This window comes from Mycolicibacterium nivoides (assembly GCF_003855255.1).
GTDB classification, from domain to species: domain Bacteria; phylum Actinomycetota; class Actinomycetes; order Mycobacteriales; family Mycobacteriaceae; genus Mycobacterium; species Mycobacterium nivoides.
Genome location: NZ_CP034072.1, coordinates 4,951,897 through 4,975,927 on the forward strand (window position 1 = coordinate 4,951,897; position 24,031 = coordinate 4,975,927).

Genomic DNA, 24,031 nt, shown 5'->3' on the forward strand with positions numbered 1-24,031 from the left:
CTCCAATGAGCCTGTATCTCGTGACCGACCCGGCCACCGGCGACATCGTCAAAAAGTACCCGACCGCCACCGACGCCGCGATCGGCAATGCCTTGTCGTATGCAGTGACAGCAAACAAGACGTGGGCACGCGAGACGACCGTAGCCGAGCGCGCGGCCCTCGTCCGTCGCGTCGGCCGGCTGCATGCCGAGCGCGCAGACGAACTCGGCGCGATCATCGTGCGTGAGATGGGCAAACCGCTCGCCGCCGCGATCGGCGAAGTCAAGTTCAGTGCCTCGATCTACGAGTACTACGCCGACAATGCCGAGGTGCTACTGAGCGACCAGCCGATCGAATTGCTCGACGGCACTGGCGAAGCGCTGATCAAGAGCAGTCCCTATGGCGTCCTTCTCGGGATCATGCCGTGGAACTTCCCGGCCTACCAGGTGGCCAGGTTCGCCGGGCCCAACCTGTGTGTCGGCAATACAATCCTGCTCAAACACGCCCCGCAGTGTCCGGAATCGGCCGCCGCTATCCAGCAGATCTTCGACGACGCCGGCTTCCCAGCCGGGGCGTACGTCAACATCTACGCCACCAACGAGCAGGTGGCCAGGCTCATCGAACACCCACGGGTGGCCGGGGTTTCGCTGACCGGTTCCGAGCGGGCCGGCGCGGCCGTCGCCGAAATCGCCGGGCGCAACCTGAAGAAGGTCGTCCTCGAACTGGGTGGTTCCGACCCGTTCATCCTGTTGTCCACGGACGATCTCGATGACACTGTCGCCAAGGCCGCGGCGGCTCGCCTCGACAACACCGGGCAGGCGTGCAACGCGGCGAAGCGGTTCATCGTGGCCGACGAACTCTACGACACGTTCCTGGAGAAGTTCACCGCCGCCGTGCTCTCCGCCGCCGAGGACATCACGCCGCTGTCCTCGATCCTGGCCGCCGACCGGTTGCAGGAGCAGGTCGACAGCGCCGTCGAACAGGGCGCGACGCTGACCAGCGCCGGGGGGCGCAACGGCGCGTACTTCCCGACCGGCGTGCTGACGAACGTGAAACCCGACAACGACGTCTACTACCAAGAACTGTTCGGTCCCATCGCGATGGTCTTCAAGGCCGCGTCGGAAGACGAGGCGCTGGAGCTGGCGAATGACACCCCGTTCGGTCTGGGCTCCTACGTCTTCACCACCGACGCGGAGCAAGCCGCGCGGGTCGCGGCGAAGATTGATGCCGGCATGGTCTTCATCAACGGAGTCCAGGCCGACGGTGTGGAGCTGCCCTTCGGCGGCATCAAGCGTTCCGGCTTCGGCCGCGAGCTCGGCACGCTCGGCATCGGCGAATTCGTCAACAAGAAGCTGATCCGAACGGTCACGTGAGGCGCGGTATGTCACTCCCGGCTTGGGTTGATGGTCGGGAATGCGCCACCGCCGGGCTCCAGCCCGCCGTCGATCAGTAGCTGGGTCACCGCGCCGGCGGTCGCTGTCATGGCAGCAGCGTCGTGACGGGCCGCTCATGTAATCGAGCAATCGATCACATAGGCCCGCTTCGTCCCGCCTCAGTACACTGAATTCCCGTGACCGACAGCGAGATCGAGATCACCGCAGATCTTGTCCGCGACCTGCTGCAGGAGCAACATCCAGACCTCGCAGGGCTGACCATCCGCGAGGTGGCGGGCGGCTGGGGCAACCAAATGTGGCGTCTCGGGGACGAATTGGCCGTACGCATGCAGCACATGGACCGAACCCCGGAACTCCAGCTCAAGGAGCGCCGCTGGTTACCGGTGTTGGCCCCTCGCCTGCCGCTACCCGTACCGACTCCGGTGCGGTTCGGAGAACCCTCCGAGCGCTTCCCTAAGCACTGGACGGTGATGACATGGGTTCCCGGCGAGCCGCTGGACCACGGCACGATCAGCCGCGGCGTCCATGCAGCCGACACGCTGGCGGGCTTTCTCCGGGCGCTCCATGTGGACGCGCCCGCTGAGGCGCCGATCGCGGTAGACCGCGGAACCCATCCGAGGGACTGCACCGCCGGCTTCGAACACTTCTTCCAGGCCGTTGTCCCCGACGACATCGCTGCCGATGTCCGGACCGTCTGGAGTGACGCCGTTGCGGCCCCAGCGTGGGAGGGCCCGCCGGTGTGGGTGCACGGCGACCTCCATCCCGCGAACGCCATCGTCTCGAATGGGACGCTTGCGGGCGTCGTCGACTTCGGTGACATGTACGCCGGCGATCCCGCGTGGGATCTCGCTGCCGCGTGGGTGCTGCTACCCGCGGGCACCGCCTCACGGTTCTTTGACAGGTACGCGCAAGCAGATGAGGCAGCGAGACGACGCGCCCGCGGGCTGGCCGCCATGAAGAGTCTCTTCCTCATGCTCATGGGACAGAACGGAGCTCGGGGCCTCCCCGGCGGCAAGCCGAACTGGGGTCCGATAGGCCGCGCAGCACTTGATCGTGTTCTGACGGTCGATTGACGCGCTCGTTCGAAGGGCCCGCGCCAGGACGGGCAGCTACGTATCGTGACCACGATGGACCCGCAGCCAAGCCGTGGACCAGGGGCGCAGAGTGACGCCCTGACTCGTCGGCGGCTGCTGCAGATCAGTGGCAGCCTCGGGTTGGCCGCGACGCTCGGTGCTTGCGCCGATAACACCGATTCAACTTCGGCGCCCACCGCCCCGTCAACGAACGCCACGCCGGCTCCACTCCCTCAACCGGCCGCCGTCACTGCGCTGCCGCAGGAGCCGGCCCCGGCCACGACGATGGCCAGTGGGCAGCCAATGGTCCAGATCTGCCGACAGGCGTGGGGTGCGGCACCGGCCCGACCCGGCGGACGTCCGCACACCATCACGCGAATGACGTTGCACCACAGCGCTGTTGTTCTCGGCGAGAATCGACTTGCCCCCAGCCGGCTACGGCAGCACCAGCGCTACCACCAGCATGACCATGGGTGGATCGACATCGCCTACCACGTCGGCGTCGATCGCAACGGCAACATCTACGAACTACGCACCCCCGAACTCGCCGGCGACACCGCGACCAACTACGACCCCGCCGGGCACTTCCTCGTCCTATGCGAGGGCGACTTCGACCAAGAACCCGTCACCGACGCCCAACTCACGGGTGCGGCAACAGCATTCGCCTGGGCAGCCCAACAATTTCATCTGGCCAGCGGGACTCTCGGCGGGCACCGGGACTTCGCCGACACCTCCTGCCCCGGCGCCAACCTCTACGCCCATCTCAGCTCGGGTGACCTGCACACACGTATCGATGCCCTCGTCGCCGCCGGGCCCGTCGACCTGCAACGGCTCTGCGGAGAAGAGGCTGCCACCAAAGTCGCGGGCATCGAAGCAGGTGGGTGACACAGCTGGTGTCGAGATGCCCAGCACTTCCTTCGGAAGTCTAGGCATCGATGAGGTGACCAAGATCGGCCATGGACTCGACGATAAGGTGGAGGCACTGTTGCAGTTCCTCGGCGTCGAAGTCTCGATTCGGCCAGCCCTCTGGCGGCCCCGACTATCGGACGCGGGCCCCGTCGTGGCGCGGGATCGATTACGGCGCGCTGTCACCGGAGCTATGCAGCGCACAATCGTGACGCAGCTATTCACACGCCGCCCACGGTGACACTTCTATCCAGACCTCAAGAGGTCCAATCACGAGCGCGCAAGGCGCGAGACCAACTGGAGTCGGGCGCTCAGGCTCACCCGAGGGTTCTGAGAAATCTAGTTGGGACGTAGGAAACCACACCGCTTGGTGCAGAAATGGACACCGAGCACGTTCGTCGCCTTCGATTATCGGGCCAGCACCCACCGTGCAGCTCAGGCACGCCATCTTGGCGACCAATATTGCCCGCGTGCCGCATCACCGCATACACCGCGCAACATCTGGGCACGGTCGCCGGCTGCATATAGGTCGGTCCCACACACCGACTCGTCTCGATTCATAAGCGGCAAGGAGGTCACGCACACATATTTCGTTGATGCATCCGCTCACACGGATGGCCATACGAACAGTCGGGCGTCGCGAACAAGGGTGGACCGAAATCGGACGTGGGCTGTCTTCATTTGCGACAAGACATCGGTTATGCCCAGATCCGTCCGAAGAATCTTGGTGACGCAGAGGGCCTCTTGACTGGTGTCCTGGGCCGGTGCACTGCGGCGCCGCTCAGGCTGTTTGACGTCCCATTCACGCAAATCGACGGCGTACACCGCCAACCCGGAGCGTCCTCCTGGTCCGGAGCAGGCGTGCAGATCCACCGCAACGACAGCCCAGCGCGTCTGGTCCAGTCCCACCAATTCCTCGAACGAAGTCCCGTGCGCAATGTCTTGAAGCATCACCGCTGTACCAGACCAATCGTAGAAGGCCGGCAAACCAGCTATCTCCGTCAGTTCTTCCATCAGTCCCCACTATCGTCACACCACACCAGGTCTGAATGCATCGCTATTTCACAACCCGTAGATTGGGCCCAGAGGCAAGGAGTCGCAAACCCAACACACCCGGCGCGCCGGCGGGCACGGTGGGGCTCTCCGGCTGAATCGGTGCGAGCTGTTTGTAGGGCTGCCCCTGGGCTGGCCGCACGTCGTCCTGCCCCTTATTGGGCCATAGTGACGCCGCCCGTTCGGCCTGCGCGGCGATCGAAAGTGCCGGATTTACCCCGAGATTCGCAGAAATCGCCGCACCGTCCACGACGTAGAGAGTCGGGTAGTTGTACACGCGGTGATAGGGATCGATCACGCCGGTCTCGGCACTGTCACCGATCGCCGCACCACCGAGGAAGTGCGCGGTCAGCGGGATGTTGAACAGCTCGCCCCAGCTGCCGACGGCAATGCCGCCGACCTTCTGCGCCATCTGCCGCGTCGCCTCGTTGCCGACCGGAATCCATGTCGGGTTGGGCCCGCCGTGCCCCTGCTTCGAGGACATGATCCGGATGCCCCCCGGCCCGCGCTTGGTGAACGTGGTGATCGAGTTGTCCAGGTGCTGCATCACCAGGGCGATCAGGGTTCGCTCGCTCCACCGTCTCGGGATCAGCATATTGAGCAGCTCAGCCGGCCGGGCACGGCCTTGGCTCAGAAACTGCTTCCACCGCGGCGCGTCGGTGCCCCCTGGGCCGGCGCCGTCGGTCATCAGCGTCTGCAGCAGGCCCATCGCGTTGGAGCCCTTGCCGTACCGCACGGGTTCGATGTGGGTGTCCGGCGTCGGGTGAATCGACGAGGTGATGGCTACGCCATGTGTGAGATCCATGTCGGTGGGCACCGTCTTGGTCTGCGCACCGACGATCGACTCGGAGTTGGTCCGGGTCAGCACGCCCAGACGATCGGACAGCTTCGTCAGCTTGCCGGTGTCACGAACCTTGAACAACAGTCGCTGAGTGTTGTACGTACCCGCCGCGACGATGAGGTACTTGGCGGTGAAGGTGCGCTTGCCCCGCCTCACCCGGCCGTTGGTCCGATGGGTCGACACCTCCCACAGCCCGTCACACCGCTGCTGAAAGCTGGTCACCGTGGTCATCGAATGTACTTGCACCCCAGCCTTTTCCGCGAGGCCAAGGTAGTTCTTGACGAGAGTGTTCTTGGCGCCGTGCCGGCAGCCGGTCATGCACTGGCCGCATTCGATGCAGCCGGTGCGCGCCGGGCCTGCCCCGCCGAAGTAGGGGTCCGGGACGGTCTTGCCCGGCGCCTTGTCACCGTCGGGCCCGAAAAACACGCCGACCGGCGTTGCGACGAATGTATCCCCGCAGCCCATGTCGTCGGCGACCTCTTTGACGATGCGGTCCGCATCGGTGAAGGTCGGGTTCTTCACCACGCCGAGCATTCGTTGCGCCTGTTCGTAGTGCGGCATCAGCTCGCCACGCCAGTCGGTGATGTCCTTCCACTGCGGATCGTTGAAGAACGGGTCCGGCGGAATGTATAGCGTGTTGGCGTAGTTCAGGGAACCGCCGCCAACGCCCGCACCGGCCAGGATCATCACGTTACGCAACAGGTGGATGCGCTGGATGCCGTACATGCCGAACTTGGCCGCCCACAAGAACTTTCGCAAATCCCAGGAGTTTTTGGCGAAGTCAACGTCTAAATACCGCCGACCTGCCTCCAAAACTCCAACCCGATAACCCTTCTCGGTGAGCCGCAGGGCGCTCACGCTGCCCCCGAATCCCGAACCGATAATGAGCACGTCATAGTCAGGCGTCATGGCAGCCCCCGCAACGATTGGTCGACCGTCGTGCCGTCGGAATGGCGGTTGACCAGAGTGCCCAGGCACTGAGGGCGGGCTGAAACAGCAGGCGGATGAACCGACGACGGTCGGTGTTGAGGACGAATGCGTTCCGCTTGTTGCGGTACTGGGCGATGTTTCCCGGGAACACTGCGATGAAGAACGCGGCGATGATCCGTCCGATCTTCCACCCGATCGTGGGTGAGGACCGCCAGGCCCGCACCGAGCATGAGCTCCACCCCGCCGGAGGCCATCACGACGGCGTCAGGATCCAGGGGTATCGATCTGGGCACTTGCGCCTGGAAGTCCTCGCGGGCCCAGAAGAGGTGGCCCAGTCCGGCAAGGACGAGCACGCCTGACAGGGCCAGACGGGCGACTGTGCGCATCGCCGTGGTGGGGGGTTCGGTCACTTCATCGGATGTCATCAGTTCTCCGTACCGGGTATTTGGCGCCGAGGTATCAGCGGCCTGGAATCCATTGCAGGGCTTTGACGACGGGCGGCAGGATCTTCGCCCACAGCTTCGGCGGCACGCCGCGCGGGCCGCCGAGGTTCAGGATGCGGGTGGTGGCGATGGTCTGCGGTTCGGTGTATTTGGTCAGGCCCTCAGGGCCGTGGCGACGCCCGACCCCCGAAATTCCCATGCCGCCCATCGGCGCGCCGGTGCTTCCCCAAGCGGGGCCGTAGCCTTCGTCGACGTTGACGGTGCCGGCGCGGATCCGGGCAGCGATCGCCTCACCCTGGCTCTTGGTGGCCGCCCACACGCTGGCGTTCAACCCATACTCGGTGTCGTTGGCCTGCTCGACAGCCTCGTCGACGCCTGCGACCGGGTAAATCGAGACGAGCGGTCCGAAGGTCTCGTCACGGTAGCACTCGGCTTCGGCGGGAACGCCGGTGAGCACGGTTGGCTCGTAGAACAATGGGCCGAGATCGGGGCGGGCCTTGCCGCCGGCAATCACGGTGGCCCCCTTGGCGACAGCGTCATCGACGTGTCTGGCCACGGCTTTGAGCTGCTCCTCGGAAATGAGGCTACCCATCTCGATGCCGAACTCGTAGCCCGCACCCAGCGTCATGTTGGTGACCCGTTCCCCGAAGATTCGGGTGAACTCAGGTGCGATCGACTGCTCGACGTAGATGCGTTCGATGGAGACGCACAGCTGGCCAGAGTTCGAGTAGCAGCCGCGCACGGCGGCGTCGGCCACCTCCTGCAGATCGGCCCCGGCCATCACGATCATCGGGTTCTTGCCACCCAGCTCGGCCGAGAAGCCGATGAGACGGGCGCCGGCCTGCTCGGCGAGCAGCCGACCCGTGGCCGTGGACCCGGTGAACATCACAAAGTCGCTGCTCTCCACCAGGGCGGCGCCCACCACAGAACCAGGCCCGGGGACCACGGCGAACAGATCCCGAGCGAGGCCGGCCTGGTAGAGCAGCTCGACGCACGCCAAAGCGCAATACGGGGTCTGGCTATCGGGTTTGAGCACCACAGCGTTGCCGGCAAGTAGGGCCGCGATAGCGTCCGACACCGCCAGCGTCATCGGGTAGTTCCACGGCGAGATCACCCCAACGACGCCCTTGGGCTGATACCGCACCACCGTCTTGGTCAGGCCCGGCAGCATCCCGGCTACGCGCTGCGGCCGCAACAGCTTTGGCGCGACGCGCGCGTAGTACCGAGCGGTCATGGCGATGTCGAGGATCTCTTCCTGGGCGGCGGCGCGTGATTTGCCGGTCTCGGCCTGCGCCATGTCCATCAGGGAGTCGCGGTTCTGCAGCACCAGGTCGTGGTAGCGGTTGAATATGGCAGACCGTTCCACAACCGGCCGGTCGCCCCAGCCGTTCTGGGCAGTCCGGGCGCGGGTGATCGCGTCCTTGGCGTCCTGTGCGGTGCCGACCGGCACGGTGGCCAATTGCTTGCCGGTGAACGCTTCAAGCACTGGGCGTGTCGGACGAGTGGCCGCGTCGGGGACGGCGACCAAGTCGGCGAGCCGCTTGAACGTTGCGGCGGACGGAGCAGGCATTTGTTCCCCTAAAAGGTTGTTGAGTTTCGTGTCTGCCGAGTGGCTAGGGATGTGATGAGGGTGTGCCGCCCAGGACCGAATTTGTTCGCACGGATCTGGTCACTGCCCCGGATGCCTGTCACCGACATCGGCCCAGTTCGGGGCGATCCGCGATCAGTATCCTCAACCATGGTGGGGTTTTGGGTTCATTTCGTAGGCGCCGGACAAGGCGGCGACACGCTGCCAGATACGGTCGAACCGCTCCCCTTCGACTACAGGCCTGCCGATCGCTGCCAGGGTGATCTGTTGTTGGGCCTCGGTGGTGGAGGGTTTGTCGTGCAATCCGACTGCCGCAGCGTTGAAGTCGCGGACCAGTATGTCGAAGATCTGGTCGACCAGGTCGATGTCGAGACCGACGATCTCTGCTTGTTCCAGGATCAGCTGCCCGTACACGACCAGGGTGAACATTTCGGTAAGGGCGAGCCCGAAGTCAAGATCACCCTGCTGAGCGGCATCCGGGGGGGCCTCGCTCAATAGGGTGACCAGATGCTCGGCCTGGGCGGTGAAGCGGGCCACGTTGGCGATGGCCGCCGAGGCGGCGTACACAGCGCGCCAGTCGTGGAACCGGACCTTCGCCAGCCCCCGCGCGGGGCCCTGGCGAAACAGGAATTCGTCGTCTGCGGCATCGAGCCGGGTGGGCACCGGCGGGTAGTGCTGAGGGTCGAACAGGTAGGCGGGCATGAACTTAGCGATCAGCGCCAGGTTCACCGCGACGGTACCCTCGAGTTTGGGCAGCCCGTCGATGTCCCTCTTTGCGAGCAGCAGATACTGGTCGTCCTCGAAACCCTTGGCGGCCACGACATCCGACAACAGCCCGACCACCTTCTGCGCCTCGGTCGTCACCTTCATCTTGGTGATTGGGTTGAACAACAGATACCGGCGGTCGTCGGGGTTCGCGCAGCGGAAGTAGTCCACCGCGCGGTCGGCGAACAGCCGCATCCCGATGAGCCGGGCGTACGCATCGACAAATTCGCGGCGCACGTGCGGGAAATCGGTGACCGGGTGCCCGTACAGAATCCGGTTGTGCGCGTGGGTGATCGTCTCGTACAGGGCGTGAGTCGCCGCGCCGATCCCGCCGAAGCACAGGTTGAACTTGCCAACGTTGACCGTGTTCAACGCCGCGTCAAACGCGTCCTGGCCGGTGTGCAGGATGTGCTGCGCGGCGACTGGATAATCCTGCAGGGTGATCTCGGCGACGAATATCTGCGACGGGACGATGTTCTTGACCACGTGGAACTTCGGGTGCCCGGAGTCAGCGTAGAAGAACACGTACTGATCGGGACCCTCGATGCCGGCGAGGCGCCCGAACACCGACACGGTGCTGGCGCAGTTGCCGTTGCCGATGTAGTACTTCGACCCGTTCGCGCGGAACCCCCCGGCGCCGTCGGAGGTCAAGACCATGTCGGTGGAGTAGATGTCGGCGCCGTGTTCCTTCTCCGAGAGACCGAACGCTGCGACTCCGCCATCGGCAAGGGCGCGCGCTGCCCGGGCACGGGCCGCGTCATTGCCGCTCTGCCACACCGGGCCCAACCCAAGCACGGTGACCTGCCACGGATACCAATAGTTGAACCCGTAGAAGCCCAGGATCTCGGAGAGCGCCGCCACCCGCGCGGTATCCCATCGCTTGTCTGGATCGCCCGCGCCGTCGCGCGCAGGGGTCAGAAACGTCGCGAACAAGCCCTCCTTCGCGACGAACTCCAGAAAATCGGCGTGAAACACCTTGCCGTGATAGTCCTGGATCAGCCGCTGCTTGCCGCGGTGTTCGAACCAGTCGATCGTCGCGCGCAGCAGCCGCCGCGTCTGCGGATCGAAATGCTCCGGGTCATACTTCACCGGATGGAGCAACAACCCATCGGATGCGTGCATCATCAATGTGTCCTCTTCGGTCGAGTCCTGGACCGTGCCGACATGCCCTTGCGTCACGGTTGGTCGGGCATGGGTAGCCGGTGATCAACCGGGCCAGGGCGCGGCGCGAGTAGTCGCGAGTCGATTCGTCGGAATTTCGGTCTATCGAATGGCGTGTACGGGGATGAGACGCCAACCTACGAACGGCCGGTATCGGTCAACAAGGCCATCGCAGCCCACTCCAATGTGCTGCGAGCACATCGGCGAACGCCTCGGCTTCGGGTCAGCGAGACGAAGACCCGCGCAACACCGAGGCCCCCAGCACGTGACAGACAAGCAGGGCCGCATGCAGCTCACCGATGTTGTTCGTTGCGGGCCGGCCCCGGCGCTCCTCGGCGCGCCGTACCCGTTGCAGGACCGTGTTGCGGTGGATTCCCAAGGCGCGTGCTGCGGTCACGAAACTGCCTTGCGCATCGAGTACCGCCAGCAGGGCGGCGCGCTCGTCGCGTGCCTTCGTGTCGGCTCTTGCCAGGTCGCCGAGCTGTGCAGCGACGAAGGATCTCGCTGCATCCAGGTCGCGCGAGATGGCGTCAACCAAAGCGATATCGGCGAACGCGGTGATCGACGGCGCAGCGCGCCGCGACAGTTCGATTACCCGGCGAGTCCGAAGCGCCTCCAGATGGGAGGTGCGAAAGCCTGCAGCGCCTGGATGCGGGGAGCCCACCGCGACGTGCACGCTCTCGACATCGCCGGAAAGCTCCCTCGCCATGCCGGCCAGCGATGACCTCACGTCACCCGTAATCGCCACCCAACCCCACACCGCAAGTGGCCCATCAGCCACCACGAGTGAGTGACTGCCACCGAGCAGCCCGCCCACCTGCCGGGCAATTCCCTCAAGGTCGACGCCGCGCTCGTGGACCCAACACACGAAACCGATCTGCCGACCGGTCAGGCGGTGGCCCATCACCCGTTCGGCCCGGGCGGTGTCGACACGTTCCCCGGCCAGCAGCGCCCGCACGATATCAGCGCGCTCAGCCCTTGCCTGGTTTTGCCGTCGGTCGAGTTCCGCGACGTACTCCGCGGCTACCAGACTGGAGATCCGGTCGATATAGCGAAACCCGTACCGCTCCAAATAGGTGAACGTCCTCAGCGCGACAGCGGGATCCTCGATCCAGTCGGCGATCGAGTGCGAAAGCTTCTCGGTGAAGTACTCGTGACCCAGCCGATAGAACCGCAGCATCACATCCACGCTGTGCCCGCGTGATGCCATGGCTCGGGCATGTTCGAGTGCGGTCACCGGCGCCTCCGCAGCGGTTACGTCGATACCGTGACGAACCATCGACAGCACCGCTTCAAGATTCGACGAACATGATCCCAGCGTCAGGCCGCGAAGCTCCTCATCGGCTCCGATTTCCGGTATCCGCTCGACCAGATACCTGAGCATGTCGTCGGCCAGACCGGGCATATTTGCCAGCAGAGACGTGGCGACGGCCCGTCCCGCCACCGCGCCGTCGGCCGGCTCAAGCACGTCCATACCTGGCACACTAGCGCCGACAAATTCGCCAAAGCCCCCGTTCACGATCGATCTTCGGCAGCACATCCGCGAGCCCGGCCAGCTGCATGGGCCCTTCTGGTCTGCCACGTTGCCGGGTACCTGGGTGTTGCGCGGGTCATCGCCTCGCGCATCCGAGACTCAGGCAATCCCCGATGTGCTCGCAGCACATTGGAGTGGGCTGCGATGGCCTTGTTGACCGACGCCCGCCATTCGTATGTTGCAGAGAATTCACATTCCCTTAGCAACCCACATTCCAAAGCGCAGAGCAGGAATCCGATGTCAATGACGACTGAGCACTCTCAACCGGCAGCAACAGCCTCCCAACGCGTCCTGCCGGATCCCGGCGAGCAGATTCCAACGCTGTCATGGCCAACCGTCGGCATCTTCACCTGCGCGATAACGATCTTCAGCATTTCCACCTGGGCGGCGCTCACCGACGCACTGCCTGCGATCGCCACCATCGCCGCGAGCTCAGCAGCGATCTTCGTTCTTTTCACCGTCCTGCACGACGCCTCCCATTACTCGATCAGTTCACATCGCTGGGTCAACGTCGCCTTTGGTCGCGTCGCAATGCTCTTCGTGTCGCCACTGATCTCCTTCAAGTCGTTCGCGTTCATCCATATCGAGCACCACCGCAACACCAACGACGCTGAGTTCGACCCCGATCACTTCGTCAGCGCCGCACCCTGGTGGCAGCTGCCCTTCCGCTTCCCCGCGATGGACCTGCCATACATCGGCCTCCTGGTACGCAACCTGAGCAAGCGCCCCCGCGCCGAGCTTCTCGAAACCGCGGTCTTGATGACCTTGTCCGTGGCGGTGATCGTGTGGGCGGGCTTCGCCGGACACCTATGGACGCTCGCGCTGATCTACCTGATTCCCGAGCGTATCGGCATGTTCGTACTCGCGTGGTGGTTCGACTGGCTGCCCCACCACGACCTGGAGGACACCCAGCGCGAGAACCGCTATCGCGCCACGCGCAACCGCGTCGGCTCAGAGTGGATCCTGACGCCGCTGCTGTTATCGCAGAACTACCACCTGGTCCACCACTTGCACCCCTCTATCCCCTTCCACCGGTATGTCGCGGCCTGGCGACGCAACGAGGCCGCCTACCTTGAGCGAGATTCCGCAATAAGCACCGTCTTTGGGCAGCAACTCGACGCCGCGCAGTACCACGAGTGGAAACGCCTCAACGGCAAACTGGCTTCACTACTTCCGGTTCGCATGCCGCCCTCTTCGGCGGCGCGCCACGCCAACAGCCATCCGATCTCCGTCAAGAGCGTCGAACCCCTAACCTGCGACAGCGTCAAAGTCACTTTTGACATTCCCGACCACCTGAGCGATCAGTTTCAGTTCCAGGCGGGTCAACATCTGACGGTTCGGCACCGCATCGATGGGAAGGAAGTGCGACGGAACTACTCAATCTGCGCATCGGCCACATCGCGAGAATTGGCGATCGGAGTGCGGCGCGTCGCCGGTGGGATGTTCTCCACCTTCGCTGTCGAAACACTGTGTGCCGGGGACGTCCTGGAACTGATGACGCCCACAGGTAGCTTCGGCGCACCCCTCGATCCACTCGCCCGACGCGCCTACGTAGCGGTAGCGGCCGGCAGCGGCATCACCCCCATCCTGTCGATCATGCGCACCACGATGGAGATCGAAACCGAAAGCCGCTTCACACTCTTCTACGGCAACCGAACCGCAGAGTCGACCATGTTCGCCGCCGAACTCGATGAGCTCGAATCTCGATATGCCGACCGGCTACGCATAGTCCACATCCGCTCAGCCCAGACGCACTACCCCACCCATCTTCGCGGACGTATTGACCTGGCGATGGTCCAACGGCTGCTTGCCGACGATCTCATTTCAATCGACCGATGGTATCTGTGCGGCCCGAGCGACCTCGTCACGACACTGCGCGAAGGTCTCGCATCCGAAGGGGTGTCGACCGAGCGGATGAACATCGAATTGTTCCGCGGTGCAGGCAGATCCGCACCCGTCAACAACGTCCCGAACTCGAAAATCGCCATCAGGCTGTCCGGCACAGAGCACACCGTCGACCTCGCAGCAGGCGAAACTGTCCTCGAATCGGCGCTAAAGAACAACATCGACGCGCCGTACGCCTGCCTTGGCGGAGCGTGTGGCACATGCAAAGCACGGATCACAACAGGAGCCGTATCGATGGAGCAAAATTTCGCGCTCAACAGCGCCGAAGTTGAGGCCGGCTTCGTCCTAACCTGCCAGTCCCATCCGACCACACCAACCGTCACGGTCGACTACGACAGCTGAACCAAACACATGCGGCATTCCTCCACACACAAGACGTATACGTAGGCCAACTCCCGCCATCTCAACCTGCAATCCGCCATCCAACGTTGCAACCAACAACTCGGGTGTGTCGCCGGAGCTTGTCAATCATCGTTGCTTCACGCTTGCCGAACGGGTGAAGCATCGGCGACTTAGCAGCCGGGCGGTACCGAAACTACACGTCGGCGGGCTGAGGCGGCGCGAAATGCAGGGCGAGTCAGGGAAGCCTCACAGCGCACCCTGCATCTGAGGCTTGCCAGGTTAATGATGGGATCGTCTGGCGCACAAGCATTTTGATCGCTTGCGTCGCGGGCTCGTCGTCGCCCGCCCGCCAAGCCAATATCATCTCAGCCGGGCGACTTTCTGCCCCAGCGATCGCCCGCAGGACGACTCCATCGATTCCCATATTGGCGGCGGCCGACGGGACAAGGGCGACACCCAGCCCGGCGCGGACGAGTGCCAGGATGGTGTGCACCTGACTGATGTGCTGTACGTAGCGGGGCGCGATTCCGTTATCCAGGAAGATGCTGACAAGTAACTCGTAAAAGTACCTGGCCTCGGCGGGTGAGTACATGATGAATTCCTCGCCATCCAAGTCCTTGACGTGCGGGTCGATCCGATCGTCGGCCAGACGATGCCGACTGGGCGCGGCTAGCACGAGTGGTTCGCGTTGCAGCAGGCTGGCTTCGACCCCGGCGGAGGGCATGGGTGGTCGAATCAGCACCAGGTCCAGTTCACCGGCGTGCAGTTCTTCCAGCTGGACGCTTGAAACACGTTCGCGCAGAACGAGATCGATGTCGGGCATCTGCTCTCGGGTCGCATTCACTATCGGGTCGAGCACTGAGTGTGCGGATGAACCGGTGAATCCGAGTGCCACCGTCCCGGCTTGCCCGGAAGGGATGCGGCGTACCGACAACGCCGCTTGCTCCGACATGCCGAGTATCCGCCGTGCGTCGGCGAGGAAAGCCCGCCCGGCCGGCGTGAGTTGGACCCCTCTACCGATGCGATCGAACAGCGCTACCCCGAGGTCGCGCTCCAGCTGCTGGATGCGCCGCGACAACGGCGGTTGTGTGATCGCCAGCCGGTCTGCCGCCTGTCCGTAGTGCAGGGTCTCGGCCACGACGACGAAGCTCTTCAACTGGTCGAGGGTGAACATCGATTCAATCTCCGCATCAGTTGATGCCAAATAGGTGTTGGACACGCATCGCTCGGCGATCGTACCGTGACCGGGATCGCAGATCGCTGCAACTGTGACCTAGGAGGTCTCTTGCCCACCTTCACACCCCATGAGCTGGCCCAACACCTCGGTTCCGGACTTCTGTCCTTCCCGGTAACCCACTTCACCGCTGATCTGGCGGTTGACGAGGACGCCTACCGCGCGAACATTGCTCGGCTGGCCGAGCACGATGTCGCCGGCCTGTTCGCCGCCGGTGGCACAGGCGAGTTCTTCTCGCTGACTCCACAGGAGATCGACCTGTTGGTCCGCGCGGCCGTGTCCAGCGCGCCGACAACCACCCCGGTCCTGGCGCCGGCCGGCTTGGGAACCCGGCAAGCCGTCGCGATGGCCCGCGCCGCCGAGGACGCCGGGGCCGACGGCGTATTGCTCTTTCCGCCCTATCTGACCGAGGCGTCACCCTCAGGGCTGGGTGAGTATGTACGGACGATATGCGAGAGCACCTTATTGGGCGTCGTGGTGTACAACCGCGCGAACGCGATCTATCCCGCCCCCGTAATGGCTCAGCTCGCCGAGTCCTGCCCGAATCTGATCGGCTTCAAGGACGGCGTCGGCGATCTGGAAGCGATGACACGCGTACACGCCACGCTCGGTGACCGCTTGGTCTACATCGGCGGACTTCCCACGGCAGAACTGTTCGCGGTGCCCTATCTCGAGCTCGGCGTGACGACCTACAGCTCCGCGATCTTCAACTTCCTACCCGAATTCGCGCTCGCCTTCTACGCTGCGGTGCGGCGGCGCGACGCGGCGACCATCCGCCGGTTCCTCGACGAGATCGTGTTGCCCTATGCAGCCATTCGTGATCGGCAACCGGGGTACGCCGTGAGTATTGTCAAGGCAGGCATGCGCCTGACCGGACACTCCGCCGGACCCGTCCGGCCACCGCTGACCGACCTGGACCAGAACGAGTCCGCCTTGCTCGCCGAAATCATCAACCGCGCAGGCGCTCTCACCGACGATTTGGACCCAGGCCTGACCCGCGTGGCCGGTGCAACGCTATGACCGAGTGCATTCACGATGACCGCCCGCGCTCTTCGGCGGCCACCCCTTCGGGGCGCATGCTCATCGCCGGCACACCGACGGTCGGCGACGGTCCCACGATGTACTCGAGGAATCCCAGCACCGGGACAAACCTCGAACCGGGCTATCCGGCCGCGTCAGCCGGACTCGTCGAGAGCGCCTGTCGACATGCGTCACAAGCCGCGGTGCCGTACCGGAATGTCGCGCCGAGTGAACGCGCCACGTTTCTCGACCGTATCGCCGACGAACTCGAACAGCGCCGGGAGAAGTTGGTCACCCGAGCTCGTTCTGAGACTGCGCTCGGCGTGCAACGCCTGCAAGGAGAGGCGGGCCGGACCGTTGGTCAGCTTCGACTTTTCGCAGCTGAACTGCGCGCGGGCTACTGGACGCAAGTACGGATCGACCCGGCGCAACCGGATCGGGCACCGCAGCCCCGGCCAGATCTCCGCCAGAGACGGATCGGAGTCGGCCCTGTTGCGGTGTTCGGCGCCAGCAACTTTCCCTTGGCCTTCTCCACGGCCGGCGGCGATACGGCCTCGGCACTGGCCGCTGGATGTCCTGTCGTGGTCAAGGCGCACCCGGCGCATCTGGGCACCGCGGAGATCGCGGCCGAAGCGATTGCCGTCGCCGCCCGTGATACGGGAATGCCGCCCGGTGTGTTTTCCCAGATCGTGGGCGAGGGCAACGAAACCGGAGCACTGCTCGTCAGGGACCCGCGGATTCGGGCCGTGGGGTTCACCGGCTCTCGCCGCGGCGGACTGGCACTGTTGGCACTGGCACAGCAACGACCGATACCGATTCCGGTCTATGCCGAAATGAGCAGCGTCAACCCGGTGATACTGCTGCCCGCAGCACTCGCCGCACGGGGATCTGCCCTTGGCGAGCAGTTCGCTGCCTCCCTAACTCTCGGAGCCGGTCAATTCTGTACCAACCCGGGGCTGATCCTGGCGATCGACGGACCGGGACTCAGCCATTTCATCGACTCCGCCGCGACCGCGGTCACCGAAGATCCCGGGGCCACGATGCTCACCACCGCGATCGCGAAGGCGTACCAGACTGGCTCAGGCCGAACCGGAGGCCTCGCCGAGGTCGAGGTGCTCGCCCGCGGTAGCCGCCCAGATACCGCGGCCGGTGCCGCGGCCCAGCTACTGCGTACCGACGCCGGCGCGTTTCTCGGCAATCCGCTCCTGCACAAGGAAGTGTTCGGCGCCGCCTCGACCATCGTCGTCTGCGACGACCTGGTCGAACTGGTCGACGTGCTGGCGGCGATTGAAGGTCAGCTAACGGCAACCGTGCACGCCGACGCGGACGACCAGGCGGCCGCTCGGGCACTGATGCCGATCCTCGAGGACCTTGCGGGCCGGATCATCTTCAACGGCTGGCCGACAGGGGTGGAAGTGGGGCACGCCATGGTTCACGGGGGCCCGTACCCAGCCACCACGGACAGTCGTTCGACATCGGTCGGCACCGCCGCGATCGAACGGTTCCTCCGCCCAGTCGCCTATCAGGATGTGCCCTCAGCGCTGCTTCCCACCGAACTCAGCGCACCCGAATCAGCCGATGTGCCGTGGCGACTCGATGGCCATATGCAACTCCTTGCCCACTCTCGTGAGGACCGATAACCGATGGTCACATCGAATCCCGATACCGCGGCCGGTGCACCGGTGGCGACGATGACGAGCCCCGCCGTCCGAACCCCGCGTGCCATGATCCACCGCGACACACTCATCACCGCTGCGAAAGCGGTTGCCGGCATGGTCGGGCTATTGACCCTGTGGCAACTGGCCGTCCTCGTCGCCAAGCCACCCGAGTTCATCCTGGTCGGCCCGATCGACGCATTCGCCGAATTGGCGAAACGCCCTGAGTACTTCGCCAACAACGCCTACATCACGCTTCAGGAAGCCCTCGCCGGATTCGTTCTCGGCACCGCTCTCGGCGTCGCCTGCGGGGCCTTGCTGCACTACTCACCGACATTGCGGACCTTCCTGTATCCGGCATTGGTCGCAATCGACACGATTCCCAAAGTTGCTCTCGCACCACTGTTCATCGTGTGGTTCGGCTTCGGATTCGAGTCAAAGGCCTTCGTCGCCATGGCCATCGCATTCTTTCCACTGGTGATCAACACCTACGACGGGCTGGCCTCGGTACCGCACGAATTGAAAGAACTGGCCCGGATCAACCGCGCGTCGAGTTTTCAGCGCATGACAAAGATCGAGTTCATCTACGCGCTCCCCTCAGTTTTCTCTGGCGCGAAGATATCGATCTCACTGGCGGTCGGCGGTGCGGTGGTCGGTGAATTCATCGCCGGCTCAAAGGGTCTCGGGTATGTGATCATGCTGGCCAACAGCCAGGTGGATCTGGCGTCGATGTTCGCGGCGTTCATGGTGCTGGCATCGATTGCCCTCATTCTCTTCTTCGTCGTCGACCTGGCCGGCCGGAAACTCATGCCGTGGAAAACCCATGCCAAGTAGGAGCGAAGTGCGGAGACTGCCATGAGCAAGAAAGCCCCCAAGCTCGCCGCGGTGCTGTCAGCTGTTGCAGCCGCCGCTTCCCTGCTGTCGGCCTGCGGCGCCGGTGGCTCGGAGAATTCGATGTCGTTGATGGTCGATGTTGGATATCTGCCCAAACACGCGCCGTTTTTCTCAGCGGTGCGCCGGGGCTTCTTCGCTGCCGAAGGTTTGGATGTGACTGTCATGCCCGGCTCAGGATCAGGCAACACGGTAACCGCGGTGGAAACCGGACGAGTGGATGCCGGATGGGCGGATTTTGGTGTCACCGTGATGAATCAGGGCCGCGGCGCCAAGGTGAAGCAGGTGAACCTGCTTCAGGCAAAGTCTGCCTACGCCGTGGTCAGCATGGACGGCAATGGGATCAACACCTGGGCGGATCTCAAAGGCAAGACCGTAGCAACCGAAGGCGCCGGTGCCATGACTTCGATGTGGCCATACGCGCTGAACCAGCTTGGGCTGCAACAGCGCGATGTCAACGTCGTCCACGCGGCCAGCAGCGCCAAGTTGCCCGGCCTGCTGTCCGGTCAGTGGGATGCCACCCTTGCCTTGTCGGTTTCGGACGCGCCGGCAATCGACGCATTGGGGAAAAACCCGGTGGTCCTGCGGTGGCGAGATCTCGGAATCGACTTGTACGGCAACGGAATCATCTTCTCCGATGAGAGCCTCAAGAACCGGCCAGATCGGGTCAAGAAGTTCAACAACGCACTTCAACGCGCGTTCCTCTGGTCGTGCCAGAACCCGGAATCCTCAGCCGAGGACTTCCATCGCGAGGTCGAGGGTTACGAGACCAAGACCGTGGTCAAGGCACTCGACGAACAATGCTCGCTCAACTGGTCGGACAACAGCCCCAACAGTCAGTTCGGCACCATGTCCGACGCCGGAGTCCAAGAAGTGATCGATATCTGTCACAACTTTCTCGGGCTGGACAAGAACATCACCGTCACCCCCGCGCAGGTGTACAGCGACGCCTTCATCTCTCCCCTGTCCAGGGGCGAACACATCACCGCGCCCTGACCCGATCGGAGCCTTCACGTGAACATTCCGAACGCCATCTCAGTGGATCAGGTTGGAGTCAGCTTCCGATCTCGCGACGGCCAGACCAACACCGTCCTTGAAGGAGTCGACTTCGCCGTCCGCCACGGCGAGTTCGTTTCCATCGTCGGACAATCCGGCAGCGGGAAGACCACGCTGTTGAAGACCATCTCCGGGCTGCAGCAACCGACCGCCGGGCAAGTTCTCGTCAAAGGTCGTCCGATTTCGGACGGCGTGGAGGACATCTCCATGGTGTTCCAGGCGCCGGTGCTGTTGCCCTGGCGCAACAACCTCGACAATGTCCTTCTCCCTTTGGAATTCCGCGGGAAGCGCGATACCGCCGCCAAGCGGTACGCCAAGCAGCTTTTGGAGATGGTCGGGCTGGCCGGTAAAGAGAAGCGCTATTCATACGAGTTGAGCGGCGGGATGCAGCAGCGGGTGGCGATCTGCCGTGCCCTGGTATCCAACCCTGAGTTGCTGCTGATGGACGAACCGTTCGGCGCGTTGGATGCGATGACACGCGATTCGATGAACTTCGAGATCCAGAGGATCTGGCAGCAAGCCGGATGCAGCGTGCTGTTCGTCACCCACAGCATCTCCGAGGCCATCTGGCTCGGAGATCGAGTGGTGGTGGTCGGGGGCAAGCCCGGTCACATCGTCGCCGACATACCCATCGAACTTCCTCGACCGCGGTCGAAGGAACACCGCTACTCCGCCGAATTCGCCGAGTACGTAACCGAAATCGAGTCCCACATCGGAGTCACCGCAGGCATCAGCTGAATTCGCCGGCACCTCCACTTTCCAACTCGTAAGGAACTGATTACCTTGTTGCATCTCACTGCCGATCCGAAGCTCTTGTTGGACGAGTTCAACCTCGACCCCCAGCGAAGCCTGTTGTTCTCGGCGATCCGGTTGGACTCGCATCCGCTGGTGTCACCGCTCATCGCGACCCGGGGAGACAATCGCCTGCTGCTGGTGCGGCAGCAGGAGCAGGGCAACGTGCTCTCCGCAGGTGTCCCGGCTCAGCGGGTCCGCTTCTACGCCCCATGGGTCACCATCGACCCTCGCCCGGTAGCCGATATGCCGGTGGCCGATTCACTCACCGAGCTGGTGGCCGAGCTGGCCCACGCAGAGCAGGTGCGCCTGGCCCACGACGTGGTCTACAGCCATTTCCTCACACTCGCACAGTCGATCGATGTGACGATCGAGCGCCGCGCGCCGCGGCCTGTGCGCATCCACCAGGTCCGCATCGACGATGTCGCCGCCCGGTTCGCAAAGTGGCGCGCACACGGTGCCGAAGTAGCATCCCAGTTGGTTTCGGGCATCGCGCATCTCGACGGAATCGAGTCAGAGTTCGGCGCACCCGACACCCGGTTCCGCGGGCTTGCCTCGATCGCCGCCGAACGATCGATCGGCGCCTGCCTCATCGCCGCACCGCCGAATTTCACCGAGATTACCGGCCTACCCTGCATCCCCGGGGCAGTGGCGCTGTGGCGACCGGAATCCGACGTCGTGCTGGTCTTCAGCATCGATGCGGGCGATACCACTGAACAGGTCTACGGCTCGGCGATCGGTGAATCGGCCTCACTCGCTGACGCGGTCGGCGCCAGCACATCCGATCGACGCGTCGGCATCGAGGAAGAATGGGTGTCGGTCGGCCTGGCGCAGGAGCTGATCGACGCCGGCATCGACCTGGTACCTATATCCGGGGAGCTGGCTCACTGGCGCGACGTACGCGACAACGAAGACCTCCCGTTCCAGCTGATCGCCGCGCGGACAAGCGTTTACGCCATTGAAGAGGCCCTGGATTGGGCCGACCGTCAAATCACCGCGGGGGTTCAGCTGACCGAACTCGACATCTTCGACCGCTACCTTCGTTACGTCGACCAGTTCCGCAACGAGAACAGCATCCCCTTCGACGTGGATCCCTATTTCACCAATCTGCACTCCTCGAACCGCATGCTCTTCCCCGGCCCGCCCATCGACTATCCGATCGACCACAGCACCACATGCATCCAGCTCGACGCCGGGGTTCGGGTCAGCATCGATGGAGTTACCCTTGCGACGTCGGACATGGCCCGGTCACTACCGCGCACCCCCGAAGCGAAAGAGGCGTACGCGTTCTTCTTCACCGTCGTCCGTGACGGGATCATCGGCCAGCTGCGACCCGGCGTGGTGTGCGAGAGCGTCCACGAAGGCACCATGCGCTTCCTCGAGCCGCATCTGCCCCGGATGATCGAGATCGGCATGCTCGGAGACGACATCGACTTCAACACCATCTACCGCAAGCGCAACGTCGGGCACCTGATGGGTAAGCAGGAGTCCTTCGCCAACGAACTCCGGCCCGGCTACAAGCACACCCTCGACGTCGGCTCCTACGGCGCTGCGGAAATCCCGTGGCGGTACAACAACGCGGCCATCGGCACCGAAGACATGTGGTACATCGGCCGCGACCGCACCTACGTGCTCACCAGGCGGTGACAGCGGTGAAGAACACGCTGCATGGCAGCCCATACGATCGACTCACCGCGCAGGGCCTGACGTTGCCGAGCTTGGGCGCACCCGCCTTCACCTACGAGGCGACCACCCAGCATGCAGACCTGCTGTATGTATCCGGTCAGATCTCCCGCAACCATGACGGCGTGATCCTGAGCGGAACGCTTGAACCCGGCCATGCCCCCGAAGCCGGTCTCGTGGCGGCACGTGTCGCCGCGCTGAACCTTCTCGCCAGAATCGATCAGGCGGTCGGGCTCGAGCGGGTGAAGCAGATCCTCAAACTCAATATCTGGGTCTCCAGTTCCCGCAACTTCACCGACCAGCCTGCGATCGCCGAAGGCGCATCGCAACTGCTGATCGATGTGCTCGGGGCCGCAGGCGCCCACGCCAGGACCGCCTTGCCCGCCCAGGTGCTACCCAAAGGCGCCATGATCGAATTGGATGCGATCGTCGCCGTGAAATAGCGGGCATCCGCACCCCAATCGCCTGCAGGGATCCGGCAGTACTCCTCGCCCGACATCGGATGCCAGTTGACGTAGACATCGCAGGTAGAGCCCAAGATCGCGTCGCAACGCGCGAGTTAAATCAGCGTCGCGTTTCGCTAATCTTCGCTGCAAGTCGACAACAACCCTCGATCGCCAATCACCAGGCCGCCTCAATCACCCAACCAACTAGTTGGGTTGCTACACTCCTGCGATGCGCACTGGCATCTTCCTGAGTTATGCCGGCGGCTTCAAAGAAGCTGCCGACCAAGTCGTCGAACTGGAGAAGGTGGGCATCGACATCGCCCTGGTCGCCGAGGCGTACTCCTACGATGCGATCAGCCAGCTCGGCTACCTGGCTGCCAAGACCTCCACCATGGAACTCGGCACAGGCGTGGTCCCGATCTACACCCGCACGCCGGCCCTGATGGCCATGAGCGCGGCCGGAGTCGACTACGTGTCCGACGGACGGTTCCGTCTCGGCATCGGCACCTCCGGCCCGCAGGTGATGGAGGGCTTCCACGGCGTGCCGTTCGACGCGCCGCTGGGCCGCACCCGCGAGGTGGTCGAGATCTGCCGCAAGGTGTGGCGCCGCGAGAACCTGGACTACGACGGCAAGTACTACCAGCTGCCGCTGCCCGCCGACCGCGGCACCGGCCTGGGCAAATCGCTGCACCTGATCAATCACCCTGTCCGTGAGCGCATTCCGATCACCATCGCCGCGCTGGGTCCGAAGAACGTCGAGCTGACCGCCGAGATCGCCGAGGGCTGGCAACCGGTCTTCTACCTCCCGGAGAAGGCCGACGACGTGTGGGGCGACGCCCTGCGGGCCGGGGCCGCCAAGCGCGATCCGTCGCTGGGACCGCTCGACGTCATGGTCAGCGCAAGCCTGGCCATCGGCGACGACGTCGACGACCGCCTCGCCTGGGCGAAACCCCAACTGGCGCTGTACATCGGCGGCATGGGCGCGCGCGGGCAGAACTTCTACCACAAGCTGGCCACCCGGTACGGCTACGGCGAAGTCGCCGACCACATCCAGGACCTGTTCCTGGCCGGCAAGAAGGCCGAGGCCATCGCCGCCGTCCCCGACGACCTGGTGCGCAACGTGTCGCTGGTCGGGCCGAAGGGATTCGTCAAAGAGCGGCTCGCCGCCTACGCCGAAGCCGGTGTCACCACGATGCTGGTGCACCCGCTGGCCACCGATACCGCCGAGACGGTGAAGTTCTGCGAGGAGCTCGTCTCGCTCACCCAGTAGGGCCGGAGCGCGGGGGCGGGTGGGTACGGCCACCCGTCGCAAAATTTGACGGTTCTCAAAATTGCAGTAC

Annotated in this window: 18 protein-coding genes and 1 pseudogene; 12 read left to right on the plus strand and 7 right to left on the minus strand. The window is 64.1% G+C overall.

All coding sequences use genetic code 11. The features are described 5' to 3' along the window. Positions 1-5 precede the first annotated feature (5 nt). From EH231_RS24150 to EH231_RS34420, 3 genes are all read left to right on the plus strand, one after another. The gene (locus EH231_RS24150; protein WP_124713476.1) at positions 6-1,352 is read left to right on the plus strand and encodes an NAD-dependent succinate-semialdehyde dehydrogenase; all 1,347 of its coding nucleotides are present in this window, start codon (positions 6-8) and stop codon (positions 1,350-1,352) included. Positions 1,353-1,549: 197 nt separating this feature from the next. Beyond that, complete coding sequence (locus EH231_RS24155) at positions 1,550-2,446, plus strand: aminoglycoside phosphotransferase family protein (RefSeq protein WP_090424737.1); 897 nt, start codon at positions 1,550-1,552, stop codon at positions 2,444-2,446. A 378-nt stretch (positions 2,447-2,824) separates the two neighbouring features. Next, positions 2,825-3,331 carry a peptidoglycan recognition protein family protein gene (locus tag EH231_RS34420; protein WP_241177796.1) on the plus strand — a complete coding sequence of 169 codons (507 nt, stop codon included), beginning with the start codon at positions 2,825-2,827 and terminating at the stop codon, positions 3,329-3,331. Between the two features lie 627 nt (positions 3,332-3,958). On the opposite strand, the gene EH231_RS24170 is transcribed toward EH231_RS34420, so the two are convergent. From EH231_RS24170 to EH231_RS24195, 6 genes and pseudogenes are all read right to left on the minus strand, one after another. Continuing rightward, entirely contained in the window at positions 3,959-4,366 is a 408-nt protein-coding gene (locus EH231_RS24170; RefSeq protein ID WP_090424735.1) for a hypothetical protein, read from the minus strand. 43 nt (positions 4,367-4,409) lie between these two features. Next, positions 4,410-6,155, minus strand: coding sequence for a GMC family oxidoreductase (locus tag EH231_RS24175; protein WP_090424734.1), 1,746 nt, complete (start codon positions 6,153-6,155; stop codon positions 4,410-4,412). Further along, positions 6,145-6,601: pseudogene (locus tag EH231_RS24180) on the minus strand (DoxX family protein). Before EH231_RS24180 ends, EH231_RS24175 begins: the two are co-directional and overlap by 11 nt. 34 nt (positions 6,602-6,635) lie before the next feature. Continuing rightward, positions 6,636-8,189, minus strand: a complete 1,554-nt coding sequence (locus EH231_RS24185; protein WP_090424733.1) for a succinic semialdehyde dehydrogenase — start codon at positions 8,187-8,189, stop codon at positions 6,636-6,638. A gap of 162 nt (positions 8,190-8,351) precedes the next feature. Next, complete coding sequence (locus EH231_RS24190; RefSeq protein ID WP_170856216.1) at positions 8,352-10,094, minus strand: acyl-CoA dehydrogenase family protein; 1,743 nt, start codon at positions 10,092-10,094, stop codon at positions 8,352-8,354. A gap of 262 nt (positions 10,095-10,356) precedes the next feature. Further along, positions 10,357-11,607 (minus strand): PucR family transcriptional regulator, encoded by a 1,251-nt coding sequence (locus EH231_RS24195; RefSeq protein WP_090424732.1) that lies wholly within the window; start codon positions 11,605-11,607, stop codon positions 10,357-10,359. A gap of 297 nt (positions 11,608-11,904) precedes the next feature. On the opposite strand from EH231_RS24195, the gene EH231_RS24200 reads away from it, so the two are divergent. Continuing rightward, on the plus strand, positions 11,905-13,914 hold the full coding sequence (locus tag EH231_RS24200) for a fatty acid desaturase (protein WP_124713477.1): 2,010 nt from the start codon (positions 11,905-11,907) through the stop codon (positions 13,912-13,914). A 235-nt stretch (positions 13,915-14,149) separates the two neighbouring features. Here EH231_RS24200 and EH231_RS24205 read toward each other — a convergent pair whose 3' ends face one another. Next, positions 14,150-15,088 carry a LysR family transcriptional regulator gene (locus EH231_RS24205; protein WP_090424730.1) on the minus strand — a complete coding sequence of 313 codons (939 nt, stop codon included), beginning with the start codon at positions 15,086-15,088 and terminating at the stop codon, positions 14,150-14,152. A gap of 111 nt (positions 15,089-15,199) precedes the next feature. On the opposite strand from EH231_RS24205, the gene kdgD reads away from it, so the two are divergent. The 8 genes from kdgD to EH231_RS24245 all read left to right on the plus strand — a co-directional run bounded on the left by kdgD (position 15,200) and on the right by EH231_RS24245 (position 23,961). Next, the gene (gene kdgD / locus EH231_RS24210) at positions 15,200-16,168 is read left to right on the plus strand and encodes a 5-dehydro-4-deoxyglucarate dehydratase (protein WP_090424729.1); all 969 of its coding nucleotides are present in this window, start codon (positions 15,200-15,202) and stop codon (positions 16,166-16,168) included. Further along, positions 16,165-17,808: an aldehyde dehydrogenase (NADP(+)) gene (locus EH231_RS24215; RefSeq protein WP_090424728.1), complete on the plus strand. Its 1,644-nt coding sequence runs from the start codon at positions 16,165-16,167 to the stop codon at positions 17,806-17,808. Before kdgD ends, EH231_RS24215 begins: the two co-directional genes overlap by 4 nt. A gap of 3 nt (positions 17,809-17,811) precedes the next feature. Continuing rightward, positions 17,812-18,657, plus strand: coding sequence for an ABC transporter permease (locus EH231_RS24220; RefSeq protein ID WP_090424727.1), 846 nt, complete (start codon positions 17,812-17,814; stop codon positions 18,655-18,657). 120 nt (positions 18,658-18,777) lie between these two features. Then, on the plus strand, positions 18,778-19,710 hold the full coding sequence (locus tag EH231_RS24225) for an ABC transporter substrate-binding protein (protein WP_234941138.1): 933 nt from the start codon (positions 18,778-18,780) through the stop codon (positions 19,708-19,710). Between the two features lie 18 nt (positions 19,711-19,728). Then, positions 19,729-20,508, plus strand: coding sequence for an ABC transporter ATP-binding protein (locus EH231_RS24230; RefSeq protein WP_170856188.1), 780 nt, complete (start codon positions 19,729-19,731; stop codon positions 20,506-20,508). A gap of 45 nt (positions 20,509-20,553) precedes the next feature. After that, entirely contained in the window at positions 20,554-22,209 is a 1,656-nt protein-coding gene (locus tag EH231_RS24235) for an aminopeptidase P family N-terminal domain-containing protein (protein ID WP_124713478.1), read from the plus strand. 5 nt (positions 22,210-22,214) lie between these two features. Beyond that, positions 22,215-22,688: a RidA family protein gene (locus EH231_RS24240; RefSeq protein WP_164481002.1), complete on the plus strand. Its 474-nt coding sequence runs from the start codon at positions 22,215-22,217 to the stop codon at positions 22,686-22,688. A 232-nt stretch (positions 22,689-22,920) separates the two neighbouring features. Continuing rightward, positions 22,921-23,961 (plus strand): LLM class F420-dependent oxidoreductase, encoded by a 1,041-nt coding sequence (locus EH231_RS24245; RefSeq protein WP_090424724.1) that lies wholly within the window; start codon positions 22,921-22,923, stop codon positions 23,959-23,961. The last annotated feature ends 70 nt before the right edge of the window (positions 23,962-24,031 follow it).

Coding starts and splice junctions, on each gene's coding strand:
- EH231_RS24150 (WP_124713476.1), top strand. CDS start 6: ATGAGCCTGTATCTCGTGACCGACCCGGCCACCGGCGACATCGTCAAA.
- EH231_RS34420 (WP_241177796.1), top strand. CDS start 2,825: ATGACGTTGCACCACAGCGCTGTTGTTCTCGGCGAGAATCGACTTGCC.
- EH231_RS24170 (WP_090424735.1), bottom strand. CDS start 4,366: ATGGAAGAACTGACGGAGATAGCTGGTTTGCCGGCCTTCTACGATTGG.
- EH231_RS24175 (WP_090424734.1), bottom strand. CDS start 6,155: ATGACGCCTGACTATGACGTGCTCATTATCGGTTCGGGATTCGGGGGC.
- EH231_RS24185 (WP_090424733.1), bottom strand. CDS start 8,189: ATGCCTGCTCCGTCCGCCGCAACGTTCAAGCGGCTCGCCGACTTGGTC.
- EH231_RS24190 (WP_170856216.1), bottom strand. CDS start 10,094: ATGCACGCATCCGATGGGTTGTTGCTCCATCCGGTGAAGTATGACCCG.
- EH231_RS24195 (WP_090424732.1), bottom strand. CDS start 11,607: ATGGACGTGCTTGAGCCGGCCGACGGCGCGGTGGCGGGACGGGCCGTC.
- EH231_RS24200 (WP_124713477.1), top strand. CDS start 11,905: ATGTCAATGACGACTGAGCACTCTCAACCGGCAGCAACAGCCTCCCAA.
- EH231_RS24205 (WP_090424730.1), bottom strand. CDS start 15,088: ATGTTCACCCTCGACCAGTTGAAGAGCTTCGTCGTCGTGGCCGAGACC.
- EH231_RS24215 (WP_090424728.1), top strand. CDS start 16,165: ATGACCGAGTGCATTCACGATGACCGCCCGCGCTCTTCGGCGGCCACC.
- EH231_RS24220 (WP_090424727.1), top strand. CDS start 17,812: ATGGTCACATCGAATCCCGATACCGCGGCCGGTGCACCGGTGGCGACG.
- EH231_RS24225 (WP_234941138.1), top strand. CDS start 18,778: ATGTCGTTGATGGTCGATGTTGGATATCTGCCCAAACACGCGCCGTTT.
- EH231_RS24245 (WP_090424724.1), top strand. CDS start 22,921: ATGCGCACTGGCATCTTCCTGAGTTATGCCGGCGGCTTCAAAGAAGCT.